Below are 20,592 nucleotides of genomic sequence, written 5' to 3' on the forward strand. Positions count from 1 at the left end.
TGCTTTCAGTAGCGGCGCAGCGCCTCCAGGTCGAGCACATGCACGGCGCCGTGCTCGACCGCCAGCAAGCCTTCGCCCTCCAGCACCTTGAGCGCCGCATTGGCCCGCTGGCGCGAAATGCCGGCCAGCAGGCCGACTTCCTCCTGCGTCAGATGCAGCGCCGGACCCAGGCCCGGGCACAGCACCGGATTGAACAGCGTCGCCAAGGCCCGCGCCACGCGCCCCTCGATGCCGTGCAGCCGCTCGTGCTCGACGGTGGCGATGAACAGGCCGAGCCGTTCGTTGAGCTGGTCGAGCAGGTAGCGGTTGAACGCCAGGCTGGTTTCCTGCAGCCAGCGGAAGGTGGCGCCGGGCATGCATGCGATGCGCGAATCGCGCAGCGCCACCACGTCATAGCGCAGCGTCTCGCGCTTCAGCAGCGAGCCTTCCCCAAGCCAGCCTCCGGCCGGCACGCCGGTAAGCGTGGCGCGCTTGCCGGAGGGCGAGGCGCAATGCACCTTGACCAGGCCCTCGGCAACGCCCAGCCAGCTGTCGGCCCGGTCGCCCTTGCGGATGACATAGGCGCCTTGCGGCACCGCGCGCTCGCGCACCTCGGCGCGCACGCGATCGCGTTGCGCGGGCGTCAGGGCCGCGGCCCAGGGGCTGCGCGCCAGCAGTGCGTCGAGGCTCACGGCCGTGCATCCGCTAGCCGGGCGTAACGGCGGGCAGGGGCAGCGGCTGCTCGCCCGGCGCCCACCACGGCCGGAACAGCGCCTCTACATCGGCGTCGTCGACCGCTTCATAGCTGGTGACGCGCCAGCGGGGGGCGTTGTCCTTGTCGACGATCAGCGCGCGCACGCCCTCGACGAAATCGCCTTGCGCGAAGGCGTTGACCACCACCGCCAGTTCCATGCGGAAGCAGTCGGCCAGGTCCATCCTGCGCCCGCGCAGCAGCAGTTCGCGCGTGGCGCATGCGGACAGCGGCGAACGGGTGCGCAGGACGTCGATAGTGCGGGTGGCCCATGCGATGTAGGCAGGGTCGTCCTGGCAAGCCAGTCCGGCCATGATCTCCGGCAGCGTGGCGTGCGCCTGGAAATGCTGCAACAGTGCCGGCAGCACCTGCAGCAGCGGCGCGTCGGCGGCGCTGGCAACGGGTTTGCGCACCAGCGCATGGCGCAGGTCCGCCAGTGTGTCACGGCTCCATTCGATGCCGGCGAGGGTTTGCTCCAGGCCGGCCAGCGTGGCGCTGTCTACCGCCGCGTCGGCCAGTCCGCACAGCAAGGCGTCCGCCGCGCCGATGCTAACGCCGGTCAGGCCCAGGTAGAGCGCCAGCGGCACCGGCAGCTTCGACAGGAAGTGGCTGGCGCCGACATCCGGCACCAGGCCGATGCCGGTCTCGGGCATGGCCACGCGCGAGCGTTCGGTGACCAGGCGCAGGTGCGCGGCTTGTGCCAGGCCCATGCCGCCGCCCATGACGATGCCGTCCATCAGCGCCACCAGCGGCTTGGGATAGCGGTGCAGGCGGTAGTCCAGCGCGTATTCGTCGATAAAGAAGCGCCGGTGCAGCGGCGTGCCGTCGCGGTAGCTGTCGGTCAGCGCGCGGATGTCGCCGCCGGCACAGAAGGCCTTCGGGCCCGCGCCGCGCAGCACCACCGCGCGGATGGCATTGTCGCTGGCCCAGGCATCCACCTGCGCATCCAGCGCGACGATCATCGGGTACGACAAGGCATTGAGCTGGCGCGGCCGGTTCAGCGTGGCGATGCCGACGCCGTTGACCACCTGGAACATAACCTCCGGCTCGCCAACATCCAGGTTGGCAACCTTGGTCTCTTCAGTCAGGCGCATGGCGTGCTCCTAGGCGTTGCGCCACTGCGGCGCGCGCTTCTCGAGGAAGGCGTTGACGCCTTCGCGCTGGTCGGCATCGTCGAACAGGTCGACAAAGCGCTCGCGCTCCAGCGCCAGCGCGGCCTGGCGCGGCACACCCTGGCGCGCCAGGTGCACCAGCCGCTTGCTGTGCGCGGCGGCACGCGGGCTGACCTTGCCGGCGCGTTCCGCCATCGCCAGCGCCGTGGCAAGGGCCTGGCCGCGCGGCACCACCTCTTCCACCAGGCCGATGCGCAGTGCGGTGGCCGCGTCGACGCGCTCGTTGGTCAGGATCATGCGCTTGGCCCAGCCTTCACCCACCAGCCAGGGCAGCGTCTGGGTGCCGCAGCCGCACGGCAGCAGGCCCACGGCGGCTTCCGGCAGCGCCATCTGCGCCTGTTCCTCGGCGATGCGGATATCGCAGGCCAGCGCGCATTCCAGCCCGCCGCCCATGGCATAGCCGTTGATCGCGGCAATCACCACCGGCCGCGCGTTCTGCAGGGCCTCGAACGCGCTGCCGAACTGCTGCGCCATCACGCGCGCGTGGGCGCGGTCCCCTTCGGCAAAGCCGTTCAGGTCTGCGCCGGCGCTGAAAAATTTCTCGCCGGCTCCGGTCACGACCACGGCGCGGACTTCAGGGTTGGCATCGATCCTTGCCACCAGCTCGCGCAACTGTTGCAGCCCTTCGGCGGTGAACGCGTTGGCAGGCGGGCGGCTCAGCGTCAGCGTGGCGACGTGGCCGTGCAGGGCGAACTCGATCATTGCTGGCTCTCCTTGTCGGCGGCGGACAGGTACTGGCGGATCACGCCGGAAAAGTCGAGCTGGCCATCGCCGGCGTGGCTCACGGCCTGGTAGACCTGTTGCGCCAGCGCGCCGAGGAACAGGGGCTGCTTCACGCTGCGCGCGGCGTCCGTGGCCAGGCCCAGGTCCTTGAGCATCAGGTCGGCGCCGAAGCCGCCGCTGTAGCCGCGGCCGGCCGGCGCGGTCTCGATCACGCCGGGCCACGGATTGCAGGTATCGGAAGCCCAGCAGCGGCCGGTGGAGGTATTGACGATGCCCGCCAGCACGTTGGCGTCGATGCCCAGCTTTACCCCCAGCGCCATCGCCTCGGAGACGCCGATCATGGAGATGCCCAGGATCAGGTTGTTGCAGATCTTGGCGACCTGGCCGGTGCCGGTGCCGCCGCAATGGACCAGGTTGCGGCCCATGCCGGCCAGCACGGGCCGCACCTGCGCGAACAGCGCTTCGGAGGCGCCGACCATGAAGGTCAGCGTGCCGGCCTGCGCGCCGACGGTGCCGCCGGAGACCGGCGCGTCGGCCAGCGCATTGCCATGGGCCTCGGCCGCGGCGGCCAGTTCGCGCACGGTCGCGGGGTCGATGGTGCTGGAGTCGACCAGCGGCACGCCGGGCCGCACCCCGGCCAGCACGCCATCCGTGCCAAGGTAGGCGCTGCGCACATGCGCGGCCGCAGGCAGCATGGTGATGACGAAGTCCGCTTCGGCCACGGCCTTGCGGGCCGAATCGGCGGCGGCGGCGCCTTCGCTGCACAGCGATGCCACCGCAGCGGCGTTCAGGTCGAATACGGTCAGCGTGTGACCGGCCTTGAGCAGGTTGCGCGCCATGGGCGCGCCCATGTTGCCCAGGCCGATGAAGGCGATATGCATGGGGTGTCTCCTTCCGTGTCGTTTTTGAATACCGCCCGATTACTTCAGGCTGATGGTGGTATTCACCCCATCATTGACCGTGGCGTCGTCAAACCACCGCGCCGTCACCGTCTTGGTCTGCGTGTAGAACTGCACCACCTGCTTGCCATACGGCCCCAGGTCGCCCAGCTTGGAGCCGCGCGAGCCGGTGAAGCTGAAGTAGGGCACCGGTACCGGGATGGGGATGTTGATGCCCACCTGGCCGACATCGATCTCGCTCTGGAACTTGCGCGCGGCGGCGCCGCTCTGCGTGAACACGCCGGTGCCGTTGCCGAACGGGTTGCGGTTGACCAGCGCGATGGCGTCGTCCAGCGTGTCCACGCCGATCACCACCAGCACCGGTCCGAAGATCTCTTCGGTGTAGATCGACATGTCGGTCTTCACGTCGGTGAAGATGGTCGGGCCGATGAAGTTCCCCCGCGGATATCCCGGGACCTCCACCCCGCGCCCGTCCAGCACCAGCGTCGCGCCTTCGCGCTCGCCAGCGGCAATCAGGCCGAGGATGCGTTCCTTTGCCGCGACCGAAACCACCGGGCCGACGTCGGTGCCCGGCTCGGCGCCGGCGCCGACCTTGAGCGTCTTTGCGCGCGCCACCAGGTCGGGCACCCAGTCGCGCGCCGCGCCCACCAGCACCACCACCGAAGTGGCCATGCAGCGCTGGCCGGCCGCGCCGAAGCCGGCACCCGCCAGTGCATTCAGGGTCTGCTCCTTGTGCGCGTCGGGCAGCACCACCGCGTGGTTCTTGGCGCCCATCATCGACTGCACGCGCTTGCCGTGCGCGTTGGCCAGGTTGTAGACATGAGTGCCGACGGCGGTCGAACCCACGAACGACACCGCCTTGATGTCCGGGTGCGTGCACAGCGCGTCGACCACGTCCTTGGCGCCGTGCACGACGTTCAGCACGCCCGGCGGCACGCCGGCTTCCAGCGCCAGCTTGACCAGCTCCATGGTCGACAGCGGATCCTGCTCGGACGGCTTGAGCACGAAGGTATTGCCGCAGACGATCGCCATCGGGAACATCCACAGCGGGATCATCGCCGGGAAGTTGAACGGGGTGATGCCGGCGCAGACGCCGATCGGCTGCTGCAGCGTGTAGGTGTCGACGGTGGCGGCGACGTTCTCGGCAAAGCCGCCTTGCTGCAGCGTGCCGATGGAGCAGGCGTGCTCGACTACCTCCAGCCCGCGGAAGATGTCGCCTTCGGCATCGGCCAGGGTCTTGCCCTGCTCGGCGGTCAGGATTGCGGCGATACGCTTGCTGTGCTCGCGGATCAGCGCCTGGAAGCGCAGCATCACGCGCAGCCGCGCGCCGATCGGGGTGTGGCGCCACGTGGCAAAGGCGCGGTGCGCGGCGCCCACGGCTGCCGCGACTTCGCTGGCGGTGGCGAGCGGCACGCGCGCCAGCACTTCCTGCGTCGCGGGATTGACCACGTTGCGGAATTCGGTGGCGGACGAGTCCACCCATTCGCCGTTGATCAGCAGCGGTACGGTCGGCACGGAAGTGGCGGTGTTGGGCACGGCAGTCATGGTTGTCTCCGGAGGATGTTGTTCTGCAGGGGAAGAGGGGAGTAGAGGGTTCAGAGGCTGCGCGCGATCAGCATGCGCTGGATCTCGCTGGTGCCTTCGTAGATCTGGGTAATGCGGGCGTCGCGGTAATGGCGCTCGACCGGGTAGTCTTCAAGGTAGCCATAGCCGCCGTGGATCTGCAGCGCCTTGGAGCACACGCGCTCGGCCAGTTCGGACGCATACAGCTTGGCCTGCGAGGCCTCGGACAGGCACGGCACGCCATCGCTGCGCATGCGCGCGGCGCGATGCACCAGCAGCCGTGCGGCATTCAGTTCGGTGGCCATGTCGGCCAGCATGTTGGCGATGGGAGGATGCTCGCGCAGGGCGCGGCCGAACTGGATGCGCTCGGACGCGTAGCGGCACGCGGCCTCGAATGCCGAGCGGGCGATGCCGATCGCCTGCGCGGCGATGCCGATGCGTCCGCCTTCCAGGTTGGACAGCGCGATGCGCAGACCCTCGCCGGGCTCGCCGAGCAGCGCGTCGTGCGGGACCACGCAGTCTTCCAGCGTGATGGCGCAGGTGTCGGAAGCGCGGATGCCCAGCTTCTTTTCGGGGGCATGGACGATAAAGCCGGGCGTGCCGGTGGGCACCAGGAACGCGGAGATGCCCTTTTTGCCGCGTTCTGGTTCGGTGGCGGCAAACACCACCGCTACCCCCGCGCGCTGGCCGTTGGTGACGAACTGCTTGCTGCCGTTGAGCACCCAGCCGTTGTCGGTGAAGCGGGCGCGGGTGCGCAGGTTGTGCGCCTCGGACCCCGCCTGCGGTTCAGTCAGGCAAAACGCGCCGATCAGCTCGCCGCTGGCCAGGCGCGCCAGGTAGCGTTCCTTCTGCGCATCGGTGCCGTAGTGCAGGATCGGCCCGCAGCCGACCGAGTTGTGCACGCTCATCATGGTGGCGCAGGCGGCGCAGCCGGCGGCGATTTCTTCGATGGCCAGCGCGTAGGCGACGTAATCGGTATAGGTGCCGCCCCATTCCTCGGGCACGATCATGCCGAGCAGCCCCAGCGCGCCCATTTCGGCGACGACTTCATCGGGCAGCCGGCCGTCGCGGTCCCATTGCGCGGCGCCGCCGGCCAGCCGTTCGGTGGCAAAGGCGCGCGCGCTGTCGCGGATCATGGTTTGCTCTTCGGTGTAGTCGCTGTGCATGGCAGATCGAGGTGGACGTTTGGAGCCGCGCGGCAACTCAGGCAGAATGCGCGCTCGGCGTTTGACCTGCGGGCAGTGTAGGAACGCCCGAGGTCGGCTCCTATGCCAAAATCCGCCAATCTTCGTGAACTCGTTTGCCACCCGCCAGCGCCATGGAAAAAGGCAGTGTCGCCATCTGTTTCGTCCACCACGCCATTGCGGGACTGCGCGCGCGCGGCATCGACCCCGATCCGGTGCTGCGCAGCGCCGGCATCGCGCCCGCGCTGCTGACCGTGGCGCAGGCGCGGGTCTCGGCCGCCAGCTACAGCGAGCTGTGGCTGGCCGTGGCGGCGGCGCTGGATGACGAGTTCTTCGGCCAGGATTCGCGCAGCATGAAGTGCGGCAGCTTTGCCATGCTGTGCCATGCGGTGGCGGGCAGCCGCACGCTGGCGCAGGCGCTGGAGCGCATCACGCGGTACTTCCGGCTGCTGCTCGACGATATCGGAGTGCGGCTGGAGCGCCATGGTGACGAGGCCGCGCTGGTGCTGACCGCGCCGAGCGCGCACCTGGGGCGCCAGCCCGGCGTGTTTGCGCAGGAGACCATGCTGATCATGCTGCATGGCCTGATGAGCTGGCTGCTGCGGCGGCGCGTGCCGGTGCGCCTGGCCGCGTTCAGCTATGCCGAACCACCGTACAGTGCGGAATACCGCGTCATGTATTCGCGCCAGCTGGCCTTCGCGCAGCCGGCCACGGCGCTGGTGTTCGACGCGGCGCTGCTGGACCAGCCGGTGCGCCAGGACGAGCGCAGCCTGAAGGCGTTCCTGCGCGATGCGCCGCACAACGTGGTGGTCAAGTATTCGGACCGCAGCAGCATGGGGGCGCGCGTGCGCCGGCTGCTGCGCAACCAGCGTCCGGATCAATGGCCGACCTTCGAAGACCTGGCCGTCAGCCTGAACCTGTCGGCATCGTCATTGCGGCGCCGTCTGATGGAGGAGGGCGTGAGCTACCAGGACCTGAAGGATGCGCTGCGGCGCGACCTCGCGATCGAGGCGCTCAGCCATTCCGGTCGCCCGGTCGCCGATATCGCGGCCGAACTCGGCTTTGCCGAGCCCGGCGCGTTCCACCGGGCCTTTCGGCGCTGGACCGGATCGCGCCCGGGGGCCTACCGCCGCGTGGCGGACGGGTAGGGTGAGTCCGCGGCTACAGCTGCGTGGCGTGGTGCCGGATGTGGTCGGCGATAAAGCTGGTGATGAAGTAGTAGCCGTGGTCGTAGCCGCTGTGCCGGCGCAGCGTCAGCGGCTGGCCCACGGCCTGGCAGGCCGCGGCGAATGCGTCCGGATGCAGCTGGCTTTGCAGGAATTGATCGTCCAGCCCCTGGTCGACGAGGATGCCGGCCGGAAACGGCGCACCCGGCTGGCGTGCCATCAGCTCGCTCGCGTCATACTGTGCCCAGGCGGCGCGGTCGCTGCCCAGGTACCCGGTAAAGGCCTTCTCGCCCCACGGGCAGCGCGACGGCGCGGCGATCGGCGCGAATGCCGACACCGAGCGAAAGCGCTGCGGATGGCGCTGCGCCAGCACCAGGGCACCGTGACCGCCCATCGAATGCCCGAAGATGCCGACCCGCCCGGCATCGCCCGGCAACGCGCTGGTCACCAGTTCGAACAGTTCTTCGGCGACGTAGCTCTCCATGCGCCAGTGCTTCTGCCACGGGGCTTCGGTGGCATCGAGATAAAACCCCGCGCCCACGCCGAAGTCCCAGGCATCCGCTTCGCCCGGCAGGCCCGCGCCGCGCGGGCTGGTATCCGGAGCCACCAGCATCAGGCCGTGCTCGGCGGCAAACCGCTGCGCGCCGGCCTTGATCATGAAGGTCTCTTCGGTGCAGGTCAGGCCGGCCAGGTAGAACAGCACCGGCACCCGTGCGCCGGCCTGCGCCTGCGGCGGCAGGTAGACCGAGAAACGCATCGGCAGCCCGACCGCCACCGAGTCATGGCGATAGAAACGCTGCGCCCCGCCGTGGCAGCCGTGTTGCGAGATCAGTTCCATGTCGGCGCCGCCCTCAGTACAGCACCACGGAACGGATCGACTCGCCGCGCTTCATCAGGTCGAAGCCTTCGTTGATGCGCTCGAGCGGCAGCGTGTGCGTGATCAGGTCGTCGATATTGAGCTTGCCTTCCATGTACCAGTCGACGATTTTCGGCACGTCGGTGCGGCCGCGCGCGCCGCCGAAGGCGGAGCCTTTCCACTCGCGCCCCGTCACCAGCTGGAACGGACGCGTCGAGATCTCCGCGCCGGCCTCGGCCACGCCGATGATGATCGACTTGCCCCAGCCCTTGTGGCAGCACTCCAGCGCCTGGCGCATGACCTGCGTGTTGCCGATGCATTCGAACGAGTAGTCGGCGCCGCCGTCGGTCAGCTGGATGATGTGGTCGACCACGTTGTCGACATCCTTGGGGTTGATGAAGTGGGTCATGCCGAACTTGCGCGCCATCGCCTCGCGCGCCGGGTTCAGGTCGACGCCGATGATCTTGTCGGCGCCCACCATCTTCGCAGCCTGGATCACGTTCAGGCCGATGCCGCCGAGGCCGAACACGACCACGTTGGCGCCGGCCTCGACCTTGGCGGTGAACAGCACCGCGCCCACGCCGGTGGTCACGCCGCAGCCGATGTAGCAGACCTTGTCGAACGGCGCATCCGGGCGGATCTTCGCCAGCGCGATCTCCGGCACCACGATGTGGTTGGCGAAGGTCGAGGTGCCCATGTAGTGGAAGATGGGCTTGCCATCGATGGAAAAACGCGAGGTGCCGTCCGGCATCAGGCCTTTGCCCTGGGTGGCGCGGATGGCCTGGCACAGGTTGGTCTTGCGCGACAGGCAGAACTTGCACTGGCGGCATTCCGGCGTGTACAGCGGAATGACGTGGTCGCCGGGCCTGAGCGAGGTTACGCCGGGGCCGACGTCGGTGACGATGCCGGCGCCTTCATGGCCGAGGATCGCCGGGAAGATGCCTTCCGGATCGGCGCCGGAGAGCGTGTAGTAGTCGGTGTGGCAGATGCCGGTGGCCTTCACTTCCACCAGCACTTCGCCGGCGCGCGGGCCGTCGAGGTCAACGTCTTCGATGGTCAGCGGGGCGCCGGCTTTCCAGGCGATGGCGGCTTTGGTTTTCATGGGGAGGTCCTCCGGGATCAGGAATAAGGGGGCGTCTCACGCGGCTTGGATATCGCGCGCCGAGAGGCTGGCACGATACCGAAGCCAGCCGGGTCCGAGGACATGACTATACGGTCTTCCTGCGGCATGAGGCCAGTCTTGGCCGATCAGCGGTCAGCGTCTGCGCGCAGACAGTTCAGCCGCATGCGCAGCGCCGCTGCCAAGCCCGCCAGCCGTCGACCCCAACTGCCCTTCATGGCGCCTTCCCAGCCACCAACCCAGCCCGGCCCACAGCAGCGCCAGCATGGCACCCGCCAGCGCCACCGTGGCGGGGTGTCCCGCCAGGGCATCGATCCCGGTCTTGACCCAGGCGCTGACCGCATCGCCCGCCCGGTAAACGGCCGTGTCGATGACGTTCTTGGCCTTGTACTTGGTCTCGGCATCGACCACGGTGAACAGCATCTCCCGGCCAGGGCGCAGTAGCGCATATTCCCCCACGCGCCGCAGGATCATGACCCCGGCCAGCACGCCGAAGGTAGGCAGCAGGGCCAGCACGAGAAAGCCCGCGGCAACGGCCAGCGGCACCGCGCTCAGCAGTACGGTGACGCCGTAGCGGCGCGCCATGCGGCCGGTGAAGAACAGTTGCACCAGGATGGTCAGCGCCTGCACCACCGCATCGAGCGCGCTGAACACCTGGGTCTGGCGGGTGCGCTCGGGGAAGGCCTCGGCGACGAGCCGGGCTTGCTCGAAGTAGAGGAACGTGCTGGCCGTGGCCAGCAGGATCACGAACAGGCCGATGCCGAGCAGATAGCGCGAGCGCAGCAGCAGCGACAGCCCGGCGAGCAGTCCGCCGCCGATCGGATTGGCGGGATCCGGCGCCGTGGCGGCAACGGTCTGGTCCGGTGGCGCCACGCCGGCGCCGGCACGACGGCGCCAGCCGAACAGCCAGCCTACGCCTGGCAGCGTGGCTGCCAGCAATGCCGCCGACAGCAGCATCAGGCCGGTCAGGCCGATATGCGGCACCAGCCAGCCGCCCAGCACCGGGCCGGCCAGTCCGCCCGCACTGGCGCCAGCGGCCAGCAGCGCGAACAGCCTGCGCGCCTGCTCGGGCCGGAACACATCGGCCATCAGGCTCCATGCCACCGACACCACGAAGAGGTTGAACACGGACAGCCACACGTAGAACACGCGCGCCAGCCAGACGTTGTCGGGCAAGGTGCGCGTGGCCAGCGCAAAGGCCAGCAGGTTGGCAATGAAGAAGGCGTATACCCACGGCACGAAGCGGCGCCGCGGCAGCCAGGCGCAGACCGCGCCGTAGAGCGGGATCGCGGCCAGCATCACGACAAAGGTGGCGGTGAACAGCCATTGCAGGTTCTTCACGCCGCCGGCAATGCCCATGGTTTCGCGCACCGGGCGCAGCATGAAATAGCTGGCGAACAGGCAGAAGAAGAACAGGAATCCGGCTATCACGGCGCCGGCTTCGCCGCTGCGGACGCCGAAGCCGTGCCACAGTCGGGCCGGGCCGCCGGCAGGGGCGTTGCGCGCGGGCTCGTTCATGGCGGGGCCGGCCTAGCGCAGCAGCGCCGCGATGCGCTCGCGCTGGCCGGGGTCGGGCATGCGGCCCAGCGCTGCGCCGAGATTGTCGGCCATGTTGCGCGCCTTGGAGGTAGCCGGGATCGCCGCCGTCACGGCCGGATGGCTGACGACAAACTTGAGGAACAACTGGGCCCATGAGCCGCAATCAATGTCGCCGGCCCATGGCGGCAGCGGGCGCTCCTTGACCACGCGGAACAGGCGCCCGTCCTGGAACGGCCGGTTGACCAGCACCGCCACGCCGCGCGCCTCGCACAGCGGTAGCAGCGTGCGCTCGGCATTGCGCTCGCCCACGGAGTAGTTGACCTGGACAAAATCCACACGCTCGGCGCGCACGATCCTTTCCAGCGCCTCGTGGGCGTCTTCGCGGTAATGGGTGATGCCCAGGTAGCGGATGCGGCCCTGCTCCTTGAGCTGACGCAGAAAGCGCAGGTTGCCCTGCCAGTCGATCAGGTTGTGGATCTGCAGCAGGTCGATCTTGTCGACGTGCAGGTCGGCCAGGGATCGTTCCCATTGCGCCTGCGCCGGCGCGCCGGATGGGGCGGAGATCTTGGTGGCAAGGAAAACCCTGTTGCGCGCATTGGCCGCGCGCAGCAGATCGCCGGTCACGGCTTCGGCACTGCCGTAGCTGGGCGCGGTGTCGACCACCGAGCCTTCGGTCTGCAGCAACAGCCCCATGACCTCCGCCAGCGGCTTGCGTTCGTCGGGGCTGGAGCCGACGTCGAAGGTGTCGGCGGTGCCCATGCCGATCACGGGCAGGGCTTCAGTGGTGCCGGGAATGGTGCGGCGCAGGGGCGCGGCAACGGTGGCGGCATGGGCCGGCGGCGCTGGACCGATCCCGGTGGCGGCCAGTCCGGCGGCCAGGCCGAGGAATGAGCGACGGTCGATCGACATGGGGGGTTCCCGGCGAGTCACTGACTGGTTGACCTTAGGCGTTGAGCCCGGCCGTGTAAACCGTTGCGTGCGCGGCGCAATCCCTAGTGCAGGCGAGGACGGTACCCCACGCCAAACCGGACGGACAAGGCGCTCAGGCGCTGGTCCAGCGTCCAGAGGCGGGCACCGGGGGTGATCAGGGTCGAAGCCAGCAAGGTGACATCCACCAGGCCGCAGCCCAGCCCATACAGTTGCTCGCGCTCCAGCAGCGAGATGACTTCTCCCAGCGTTGCCTGCCTGGCGGCCTGCAGCAACCCGATGTCGCCGAGCGTCTGCGCCCGCGGCGCCGGTGGCGTGCCGCAGGCCAGTTCGGCCACGACCAGGGGATGGGTCAGCACCTGGTCTGCCTCCATCAGGCGGATCAGGGCGTCATTGCGCTGCCGGAAATGGCCCACCCACACCGAGGTGTCGACGAGCACGTTCATTTGACGTCGGGTTCGGGATTGCGGCGCGGTACGTCTTGCATGCCGGGCGCTGCGCCGCCGAGGGCCGCGAGGCGCTTGGCGGCCTGCACCCGAACGAATGTCTTGATTGCCTCGCGAAACAGGTCTGCCTTGTCCATGCCGGGGTCCGCCATCTCCAGTGCTTGTTCATACAGAGCGTCATCGATCGTGACTGTCGTGCGCATCGCAGGCTCCTTGAATCAGGTTTGATGACAATATGCATCAAAAGCGGAATCAGGGCAAGGCCGCAATCGCTCGCGGACCGGATGCTGCCGACACGCTTGCAGTATTGGTTGCCGGTACCAGGGCGTCGATGAGAGATGTCGCATTCCGGGCCGGGCAGGCCTGGTGCCGGAGCCGCCGCGGCGTCGCCCCCGGTCACGTTCCGTCGTCAGACCAGCGTGGCCAGGCCCAGTGTAAGCAGCAACGCCACCACCGAGATGATGGTTTCGCAGACCGACCAGGTCTTGAAGGTCTGGGCCACGGTCATGTTGAAGTACTCCTTGACCAGCCAGAAGCCGCCGTCGTTCACGTGCGACAGGATCAGCGAGCCGGCGCCGGTGGTCAGCACCAGCAGTTCCGGGCGGGTGCCGGGCACGCTGGCGGCAATCGGCGCGACGATGCCCGCTGCGGTGGTCATGGCGACTGTCGCCGAGCCCGTGGCGATGCGGATCATCACCGCAACCAGCCAGCCCAGCACCAGCACCGAGACATTGGCGCCGGTGGCGACGTCGACGATGGCGGTGGAGATGCCCGAGTCCCGCAGGATGCGGCCGAAGCCGCCGCCGGCGCCGACCACCAGCGTGATGATGGCGGTGGGCGCCACGCACTCGTTGGTGAACTTGAGGATGGTCTCGCGATTAAAGCCTCGCGCCTTGCCGAAGGTGTAGAAGCTCACCAGCGCGGCGATCAGCAGTGCCATCACCGAGTTGCCGATCAGCTTCAGGAAGTCGTTGGCGAAGGTCTTGGGCGTGGTGAACAGGTCGGCCCAGCTGCCGATCAGCATCAGCACTACCGGCAGCAGGATGGTGAACACCGTGATGCCGAAGCCCGGCAGCTCGTGCGATTCCTTGACGCGCTCATCCTCTTCGGTGAACTGCTCGGCGAGCGGGTTGTATTCGGGCAGCTTGACGTAGCGGTCCATCAGCCGGGCGAACAACGGTCCCGCCAGCGCCGCGGTGGGGATGCCGACAATCAGCGCATACATGATGGTCTTGCCGATATCGGCGCCGTATGCGGTCACCGCCAGCAGCGCGGCCGGGTGCGGCGGGATCAGGCCGTGCACCACCGACAGGCCGGCCACCATCGGAATGCCGACCAGCACCATCGACGTGCCGGTGCGCTTGGCGACGTTGAAGGCGATCGGCACCAGCAGCACGAAGCCCACTTCGAAGAATACCGGCAGGCCGACGATGAACGCGATCGTGGCCATGGCCCAATGCACGTTCTTCGCCCCAAAGAAATCGATCAGCGTATTGGCGATGCGCTCGGCGCCGCCGGACTCGGCCATCATCTTGCCGAGCATGGTGCCCAGGCCCACCACCAGCGCGATGTGGCCAAGCGTGCCGCCGACACCGGCTTCAAAGGACTTGACGATCTCGCTCATCGGCATGCCCACGGCAAAGCCGAGCAGCACCGAGACGACGACCAGGGTAATGAACGGGTTGAGCTTGTAGCGCGCGATCAGGACCACCAGGGCGATCACGGCGATCAGCGCATACACCAAGAGCGTGGTTCCGGTGACGGCACCCATATTGTCTCCTTGCGTGGAAAAAGAGCCGCTTGTGTGCGGCAGCAGAGTTTTGGCTTTCTTGTTTCCCTCCCGGTGGGGAGAGGTGGTGGGGTAGAGGGCGCGGCAAGCGCCTTTGCGGCTCACCTTGTGGTGATGCCGGCCCTCTCCCCGGCCCCTCTCCCGCGTGCGGGAGAGGGGCGCAAACAGTGGAGAAGCAGTGAATCAAGCCGGCAGCAGTCTCAGGCCGCCGGCTTCTTGTACGCGATGCAGTCGACCTCGACCTTGCAATCGACCACCATGCTCGACTGCACGCAGGCGCGCGCGGGCGGGTTGGCGCCGAAGTATTCCTTGAAGATCTTGTTGAACGAGGCGAAGTCGCGCGTATCGTCCAGCCACACGCCGCAGCGCACCACGTGCTCGGGGCCGTAGCCGGCCTCGGCCAGGATGGCCAGCACGTTCTTGATGGCCTGGTGGGTCTGGGGCACGATGCCGCCGTCGATGACCTCGCCGTTGACCATCGGCACCTGGCCCGAGACGTAGAGCCAGCCATCGGCCGCGACCGCACGGGCAAAAGGCATATGCTGGCCGCCGGTACCGGTGCCGCCTTCGACGCCGAATCGTTTGATGTCCATGAGTACTCCTGGAAATGGGTTAGACAGGTGAGGGAAGCGGCGGTGCGTGCGCGTCAGTCCGCACCGCGGGGCAGGAAACGGCCGGCGCGCACGCCGGTGCTCTGGCGTTGCTGCCATGACAGCTCGCCGTTGACCCAGACCGAGGCGATGCCCTCGGCCGGTTGCATCGGATCGGTAAAGCTGGCGGCGTCGCGGATGGTGGCGGCGTCGAACAGCACCAGGTCGGCCCAGTAGCCTTCGCGCACGAAGCCGCGCTGGTGCAGGCCGAAACGCTCGGCCGACATGCCGGTCATCTTGTTGACGGCCACGGTCAGCGGGAACAGTTCGCGGTCGCGCGCGTAGTGGCCGAGCACGCGCGGGAACGCGCCCCACAGGCGCGGATGCGGCAGCGGGTCATTGGGCAGGCCGTCCGAGCCGACCACCGTGGCCGGATGGCTCAGGATGCGGTCGACGTCGGCGTCTTCCATGCAGTGGTAGACCGCGCCGGCGGGCATCAGCCGGCGCGCGGCTTCGTGCAGGTCGACCTGCCATTCGGTGGCGATGTCGGCTAGCAGCCGGCCGCTCATCTCCGGCGCGCCTTCGGACCAGGTCACCATGATGTCGAAATCGCTGGTGACCTGCTTCAGGTCCAGCGTGGAGGAACTGGCGGTGTAGGGATAGCAGTCGCAGCCAACCGGCTGCCAGCGCTGCGCGCCGTCGAGCGCGTCCAGCACCTCGGTGCTGCGGCCCCAGTTGGCCACGCCGGCGCACTTCAGGTGCGAGATCACCACCGGCACGCGTGCATGGCGGCCGATGCGAAAGGCCTCGTCCATGGCATCGAGGATCTCGGCGAATTCGCTGCGCAAGTGGGTCGCGTAGAGCGCGCCGGCGTTGGCCAGCGGCTCGGCCAGCGCCAGCACTTCCTCGGTCGGCGCGCAGAAGGCGTTGGCATAGGCCAGGCCCGTCGACAGGCCCAGCGCGCCGTGCTGCAGGGCTTCCTCCAGTTGCGCGCGCATCGCTTCGATTTCCCGCGGCGTGGCGGCGCGGTCAAAGCGGTCCATATGGTTGCTGCGCAGCGCGGTATGGCCGACCAGCGCGGCGACATTGACCGCGGGTTGCGCGGCCTCGACCGCATCGACATAGGCCTTGAAATCCGGATAGCGGAAGGCGTCGGCATGGCCGAGCAGGTTCATCGGGTCGGGCGGATCGCCCGCCAGCGTGACCGGCGCGGCGCTGATGCCGCAGTTGCCGACCACCACCGTGGTCACGCCCTGCGACAGCTTGGGCGTCATCGCCGGCTGGCGCACCACGTTGGTGTCATCGTGCGTATGCACGTCGATAAAGCCAGGCGACAGCACCAGGCCATCGCCCTCGACCACGTGCGCGGCCGCGTCGGGGTCGATCGCGCCCGGCGCATCGATGCGGGCGATGCGGCCATCGCGCAAGGCCACATCGGCCAGGCGCGCGGCCGCGCCGGAGCCGTCGATCAGCGTGACGCAGCGGATCAGGGTATCGAACAGGTGTGGCATGGTCAGTCTCCCAGCGGCTGGCGGCTGTCGGGGACCTTGCCGGGGCCGCTGTCGCCGCGGTGGCTGTCGAGCACGTACTTGAGCCGGCGCAGGCGCTCCTTGCTCTGGTCCGGCTGCAACAGTGCGCACTGCGTGGCCAGCACGTCCAGCACCATCAGCATGGCGTAGCGCGAAGCCGATGGCTTGAAAATGAAATCCGTCTCCAGCGTGCGCACCGGCAGCAGCACGTCGGCGCGCGCCGCCAGCGGCGAGCCCAGCGCGGTCACGGCCACCAGGCGCGCGCCGTACTCGCGCGCGATATCGCAGCTGGCCAGCATTTCCGGCACGCGGCCGCTGGCCGAGAACGCCAGCACCACGTCGTCGCGGCCGAGCGTCGCCGCCACCATCTTCTGCAGCAGCGCATCCTGGTAGCTGGCCACCGGCAGGCCCAGGCGCGCCAGGCGGTGGCGCGTTTCATCGGCCAGGAACGACGAGCCGCCGCCCATGCCAAAAGCGTAGACCATGCGTGCGCCCAGCAACAAGCGCGCGGCCCGCTCGATGCGCTCGGTATCCAGCAAGCCGCGGTTGGCTTCCAGCGCGGTGAGGATGTCGGCGTGGATGCTGTCGGCAAGCGTGGCCGGCGCGGATTCCGCGGCCGGAGCGTTGCCGGGCTGCAGAAAACGCGCGCCCACCGCCGCGGCCTGGGCCAGGCGCAGCTTCAGGTCGCGCACGTCGCGGCAACCGATGGCCTTGGCAAAGCGCGTCACGCTGGCTTCGCTGACGCCGGCCTGGCGGGCCAGCTCATTGATGCTCGCCGCCGCCGCGCCGGCCAGGTCTTCCAGCACCACCTGCGCCACCTTCTGCTCGGCCAGCCGCAGCGCGGGGCTGCGCTCGGCGATGCGGGTCAGGATGTCGAAGGGCGCGGTCATGGTCTGGGGCGGGTTGGTCAAGCGGCTCGGGTCGCAATGTGACGAGGTCTGCAGTCGCAGCGGGCAGGGGCTATAACAGTGACTGGCGGCGCCGTGCCTGGCGCTCTTGCCGTCGCCGCACCGGGACCCGCGGTGGCGTCGTATGTTACTTTATAACAGGGATGAAATATCTTATTTTCAGGGATATCATTACGTCAATCAGATTTTTTCAGGGTGATGACAGGCATGCGTGAAATAAAGTATCAGGCTGGCGTGATCGATCCGCTCAACAAGGCGCTGGGGCGGATGGAGGGTCCGATTGCCCCGGACGCGGCCGCCCAGACCGGCTGGAACCTGTTGCAGGAGGAACTGAGCCTGCCGGCCGCGGTGCTCTATGAAGACCGGCTTGCGCACAACCTGGCGTGGATGCGCCGCTTCATGAACGAATACGGCGTGCAGCTGGCGCCGCATGGCAAGACCACCATGGCGCCCAAGCTGTTTGCCCGGCAGCTCAACGCTGGCGCGTGGGGCATCACCCTGGCGACCGCGCACCAGACTGCCGCCGCGCATGCGCACGGCGTCAAGCGCGTGCTGATGGCGAACCAGCTGGTCGGCCGCCGCAATATGGAGATCATCGCGGACCTGCTGCGCGATCCCGACTTCGAATTCTTCGCACTGGTCGATTCGGCCGAGCTGGTCGACCAGCTCGGCAAGTTCTTCCGGCAGCGCGGACAAACGCTGCAGGTACTGCTCGAGCTGGGCGTCGAAGGCGGACGTACCGGCGTGCGCGACGACGCGCAGCAGCAGGCCGTGCTCGACGCGCTGGCGCGCTGGCCGGACGCATTGTCATTGGCCGGCGTGGAAATCTACGAGGGCGTGCTGAAGGAAGAAGCCGATATCCGCAAGTTCCTGCAGCGCACCGTCGCGGTGACAAGGCAACTGGCCGCGCAGGGCCGCTTCGGCCGCAGCCCGGTGGTGATGTCCGGCGCGGGCTCGGCCTGGTACGACGTGGTGGCGGAGGAATTCGCGCGCACCGACATCGGCGCGCCGATCGACATCGTGCTGCGCCCCGGCTGTTACCTGACGCACGACGTGGGCATCTATCGCGCCGCGCAGCAGCGCATCCTGGCGAGCAACCCGGTCGCGCAGAAAATGCGCGAGGGCTTGCTGCCGGCGCTACAGCTGTGGGCGTATGTCCAGTCGATTCCGGAACCGGATCGCGTCATCATCGGCATGGGCAAGCGCGATGCCGCCTTCGACGCAGGCATGCCGATCCCGGCGCGCCGTTACCGTCCCGGTGCCGAGGCGCCGGTGGACGTGCCCGCGCATTGGGAGGTCACCGGCATGATGGACCAGCACGCCTACCTGCAGATCAAGCCGGGCGACGACATCCAGGTCGGCGACATGATTGCCTTCGATATCTCGCACCCGTGCCTGACTTTCGACAAGTGGCGACATATCCCGGTGCTGGATCGCGACATGCGCGTGATCGACATCGTGCAAACCTTCTTCTGAGGCAAACGGCCCCATGAGCATCGACATCCTGGCCTATGGCGAGCCGCTGGTTGAGTTCAACCAGCAGCCGGACGATCCGTCGCGCTACCTGCAGGGCTTTGGCGGCGATACCTCCAACTTCTGCATTGCCGCTGCGCGCCAGGGCGCGAGCACCGGCTATATCTGCGCGGTCGGCGCCGATACCTTCGGCGAACGCCTGCGCGCACTGTGGACGCAGGAGCGGGTCGACACGCGGCATGTGCATGTCGACGCCGGTGCGCCCACCGGGGTGTACTTTGTCTCGCACGACAGCCACGGCCATCGCTTCGACTACCTGCGCGAAGGTTCCGCTGCCAGTCGCTACCAGCATGAACAGCTGCCGCTGGGTGCCATCGCGGCGGCGCGCTACCTGCATCTGTCCGGCATCAGCCTGGCCATCAGCACCAGCGCGTGCGATGCCGGCCTGGACGCGATGGAGCATGCGCGCAAGGCCGGCACCAAGGTGACGCTGGACACCAACCTGCGGCTGCGCCTGTGGTCGCTGGCACGCGCGCGCGGCATCATGCGCGAAGCCTTCCGGATGACCGACGTATGCCTGCCCAGCTGGGACGACATCACCGTGCTGACCGGGCTGGACGACCGCGACGCCATCGCCGATTACCTGCTCGGCTGCGGCATCGGCCTGGTCGCGCTGAAGCTGGGGGAAGAGGGCTCGTATATCGCCACGCCGGAGTCCCGCAGCCTGGTGCCGGCCTATCCGGTCAAGCCGGTCGATGCCACGGGCGCGGGCGACTGCTTTGGCGGCAGCTTCGTCGCGCGGCTGGCCGCGGGCGCCGATCCGTTCGAGGCGGCGCGCTATGCCAACGTGGCGGCAGCGCTGTCGACCACCGGCTATGGCGCGGTGGCGCCGATTCCCGATGCGCAGACCGTGCTGGCGCGGCTGGCGCAGTCGGTATCGGTGATCGCCTGAGCCGTGGCCCGAACCTGATGTTTTCCTGAACCCATATACCGCGAGATCGCCATGTCCAACCAGACCTCCCCGCTGCTTCAACGCCTTGCCGATGTGCCGGTGATCCCGGTGCTGGAATTCCACTCCGTCGACGAGGCGCTGCACGTCAGCGAGGCGCTGGTGACCGGTGGCTTGCCGCTGCTGGAAATCACGCTGCGCACGCCAGTGGCGCTGGAAGCGATCCGGGCAGTGGCCGCGGCGCTGCCGCAAGCCTGCGTCGGCGCCGGCACGGTGCTGAACGCGGAGCAACTGCACGCCGTGCGTGAAGCGGGCGCCCAGTTTGCGGTCTCGCCCGGGCTGACGCCGGCGCTGGCTGCCGGCGCGCAAGGCGCGGGAATTTCGCTGCTGCCCGGCGTGGCCACCGCCAGCGAGGCCATGGCGGCCCTGGAAGCCGGCTTCACGTTCCTCAAGTTTTTCCCGGCACAGGCAGCGGGTGGGGTGCCGATGCTCAAGTCGCTGGGCGGGCCGCTGCCGCAGCTGCACTTCTGCCCGACCGGCGGCATCGATGCCGCGCTGGCGCCGTCCTACCTGGCGTTGCCCAATGTGGTGTGCGTGGGCGGGTCGTGGGTAGTGCCCAAGGATGCCGTCGCCGGTGGCGACTGGGCCCGCATCCGCGCGCTGGCCCAGGAAGCCAAGGCACTGCGCACCAGGCCCTGAGCTCGCCGCCAAAAGCAAAACGGCACGCCCGATGGCGTGCCGTTTTGCTGTGAATGCAGCCCTGGCCGGCTTACTTGTGGCGTTCTGCCGAGCTTTCCAGCTTCTGGCCGCCACGCTGAATGTCCTGGCCCAGGCCCGCCATCGTGTTGCAACCCGCCAACAGAGTGGCAAACAAAACGCACCAGATCCAACCTTTCTTCACGCCGGGCTCCTTTCGATAGGGTTCAGAATCGAGAGATTCTTCGAGTTTGGGATTGCCGCAGATTTTACCGCTGCTGCGCTGGGCTTTGATAGCTGGTATGTCGCAATTTGTAAATCGTGCAACCACCC

The 20,592-nt window shown here is 68.2% G+C and carries 21 protein-coding genes; 4 read left to right on the forward strand and 17 right to left on the reverse strand.

Annotated features, from left to right (window positions below; genetic code table 11):
• Positions 1 to 5: 5 nt before the first annotated feature.
• The 6 genes from RALTA_RS20945 to RALTA_RS20970 are packed head-to-tail and all read right to left on the reverse strand — an operon-like array spanning position 6 to position 6,253.
• A complete protein-coding gene (locus tag RALTA_RS20945; RefSeq protein WP_012355927.1) occupies positions 6 to 671 on the reverse strand; it encodes a Crp/Fnr family transcriptional regulator in 666 nt (221 codons plus the stop codon).
• Positions 672 to 684: 13 nt separating this feature from the next.
• On the reverse strand, positions 685 to 1,824 hold the full coding sequence (locus tag RALTA_RS20950; protein ID WP_012355928.1) for an enoyl-CoA hydratase/isomerase family protein: 1,140 nt from the start codon (positions 1,822 to 1,824) through the stop codon (positions 685 to 687).
• A 9-nt stretch (positions 1,825 to 1,833) separates the two neighbouring features.
• Positions 1,834 to 2,604: an enoyl-CoA hydratase gene (locus RALTA_RS20955; protein WP_012355929.1), complete on the reverse strand. Its 771-nt coding sequence runs from the start codon at positions 2,602 to 2,604 to the stop codon at positions 1,834 to 1,836.
• Positions 2,601 to 3,506: a 3-hydroxyisobutyrate dehydrogenase gene (gene mmsB, locus RALTA_RS20960; protein WP_012355930.1), complete on the reverse strand. Its 906-nt coding sequence runs from the start codon at positions 3,504 to 3,506 to the stop codon at positions 2,601 to 2,603. Before mmsB ends, RALTA_RS20955 begins: the two co-directional genes overlap by 4 nt.
• A 39-nt stretch (positions 3,507 to 3,545) precedes the next feature.
• Entirely contained in the window at positions 3,546 to 5,069 is a 1,524-nt protein-coding gene (locus tag RALTA_RS20965; protein WP_012355931.1) for a CoA-acylating methylmalonate-semialdehyde dehydrogenase, read from the reverse strand.
• Positions 5,070 to 5,119: 50 nt separating this feature from the next.
• Entirely contained in the window at positions 5,120 to 6,253 is a 1,134-nt protein-coding gene (locus RALTA_RS20970) for an acyl-CoA dehydrogenase family protein (RefSeq protein ID WP_041232538.1), read from the reverse strand.
• Positions 6,254 to 6,405: 152 nt separating this feature from the next.
• On the opposite strand from RALTA_RS20970, the gene RALTA_RS20975 reads away from it, so the two are divergent.
• Entirely contained in the window at positions 6,406 to 7,419 is a 1,014-nt protein-coding gene (locus tag RALTA_RS20975) for an AraC family transcriptional regulator (protein ID WP_012355933.1), read from the forward strand.
• Between the two features lie 13 nt (positions 7,420 to 7,432).
• Here the strand turns inward: RALTA_RS20975 and fghA are convergent, their stop codons facing one another.
• The 10 genes from fghA to RALTA_RS21025 all read right to left on the reverse strand — a co-directional run bounded on the left by fghA (position 7,433) and on the right by RALTA_RS21025 (position 17,123).
• Entirely contained in the window at positions 7,433 to 8,275 is an 843-nt protein-coding gene (fghA, locus tag RALTA_RS20980) for an S-formylglutathione hydrolase (RefSeq protein ID WP_012355934.1), read from the reverse strand.
• Between the two features lie 13 nt (positions 8,276 to 8,288).
• Positions 8,289 to 9,395: an S-(hydroxymethyl)glutathione dehydrogenase/class III alcohol dehydrogenase gene (locus tag RALTA_RS20985; RefSeq protein WP_012355935.1), complete on the reverse strand. Its 1,107-nt coding sequence runs from the start codon at positions 9,393 to 9,395 to the stop codon at positions 8,289 to 8,291.
• Positions 9,396 to 9,548: 153 nt separating this feature from the next.
• A complete protein-coding gene (locus RALTA_RS20990; RefSeq protein WP_012355936.1) occupies positions 9,549 to 10,931 on the reverse strand; it encodes an NTP/NDP exchange transporter in 1,383 nt (460 codons plus the stop codon).
• Between the two features lie 12 nt (positions 10,932 to 10,943).
• Positions 10,944 to 11,861 (reverse strand): aldo/keto reductase, encoded by a 918-nt coding sequence (locus tag RALTA_RS20995; protein ID WP_012355937.1) that lies wholly within the window; start codon positions 11,859 to 11,861, stop codon positions 10,944 to 10,946.
• Positions 11,862 to 11,944: 83 nt separating this feature from the next.
• Positions 11,945 to 12,325, reverse strand: a complete 381-nt coding sequence (locus RALTA_RS21000; RefSeq protein ID WP_012355938.1) for a type II toxin-antitoxin system VapC family toxin — start codon at positions 12,323 to 12,325, stop codon at positions 11,945 to 11,947.
• On the reverse strand, positions 12,322 to 12,528 hold the full coding sequence (locus tag RALTA_RS21005; RefSeq protein WP_012355939.1) for a type II toxin-antitoxin system VapB family antitoxin: 207 nt from the start codon (positions 12,526 to 12,528) through the stop codon (positions 12,322 to 12,324). Before RALTA_RS21005 ends, RALTA_RS21000 begins: the two co-directional genes overlap by 4 nt.
• Before the next feature lie 206 nt (positions 12,529 to 12,734).
• On the reverse strand, positions 12,735 to 14,096 hold the full coding sequence (locus RALTA_RS21010; protein WP_041232539.1) for a GntP family permease: 1,362 nt from the start codon (positions 14,094 to 14,096) through the stop codon (positions 12,735 to 12,737).
• Between the two features lie 218 nt (positions 14,097 to 14,314).
• On the reverse strand, positions 14,315 to 14,707 hold the full coding sequence (locus RALTA_RS21015; protein ID WP_012355941.1) for a RidA family protein: 393 nt from the start codon (positions 14,705 to 14,707) through the stop codon (positions 14,315 to 14,317).
• Between the two features lie 53 nt (positions 14,708 to 14,760).
• Positions 14,761 to 16,215: an N-acyl-D-amino-acid deacylase family protein gene (locus tag RALTA_RS21020; protein WP_012355942.1), complete on the reverse strand. Its 1,455-nt coding sequence runs from the start codon at positions 16,213 to 16,215 to the stop codon at positions 14,761 to 14,763.
• 2 nt (positions 16,216 to 16,217) lie between these two features.
• On the reverse strand, positions 16,218 to 17,123 hold the full coding sequence (locus tag RALTA_RS21025; RefSeq protein ID WP_012355943.1) for a MurR/RpiR family transcriptional regulator: 906 nt from the start codon (positions 17,121 to 17,123) through the stop codon (positions 16,218 to 16,220).
• 225 nt (positions 17,124 to 17,348) lie between these two features.
• Between RALTA_RS21025 and RALTA_RS21030 the strand changes: the two genes are divergently transcribed.
• Genes RALTA_RS21030 through RALTA_RS21040 form a run of 3 tightly spaced genes read left to right on the forward strand, consistent with a single transcriptional unit; the run spans position 17,349 to position 20,262 of the window.
• Entirely contained in the window at positions 17,349 to 18,617 is a 1,269-nt protein-coding gene (locus tag RALTA_RS21030; RefSeq protein WP_012355944.1) for an amino acid deaminase, read from the forward strand.
• A 13-nt stretch (positions 18,618 to 18,630) separates the two neighbouring features.
• A complete protein-coding gene (locus RALTA_RS21035; protein WP_012355945.1) occupies positions 18,631 to 19,566 on the forward strand; it encodes a sugar kinase in 936 nt (311 codons plus the stop codon).
• 51 nt (positions 19,567 to 19,617) lie between these two features.
• The gene (locus tag RALTA_RS21040; RefSeq protein WP_012355946.1) at positions 19,618 to 20,262 is read left to right on the forward strand and encodes a bifunctional 4-hydroxy-2-oxoglutarate aldolase/2-dehydro-3-deoxy-phosphogluconate aldolase; all 645 of its coding nucleotides are present in this window, start codon (positions 19,618 to 19,620) and stop codon (positions 20,260 to 20,262) included.
• 70 nt (positions 20,263 to 20,332) lie between these two features.
• Here RALTA_RS21040 and RALTA_RS21045 read toward each other — a convergent pair whose 3' ends face one another.
• The gene (locus RALTA_RS21045) at positions 20,333 to 20,464 is read right to left on the reverse strand and encodes an entericidin A/B family lipoprotein (RefSeq protein WP_012355947.1); all 132 of its coding nucleotides are present in this window, start codon (positions 20,462 to 20,464) and stop codon (positions 20,333 to 20,335) included.
• Positions 20,465 to 20,592: the final 128 nt, after the last annotated feature.

The organism is Cupriavidus taiwanensis LMG 19424 (assembly GCF_000069785.1).
In the GTDB taxonomy this organism is placed as follows: Bacteria; Pseudomonadota; Gammaproteobacteria; order Burkholderiales; family Burkholderiaceae; genus Cupriavidus; species Cupriavidus taiwanensis.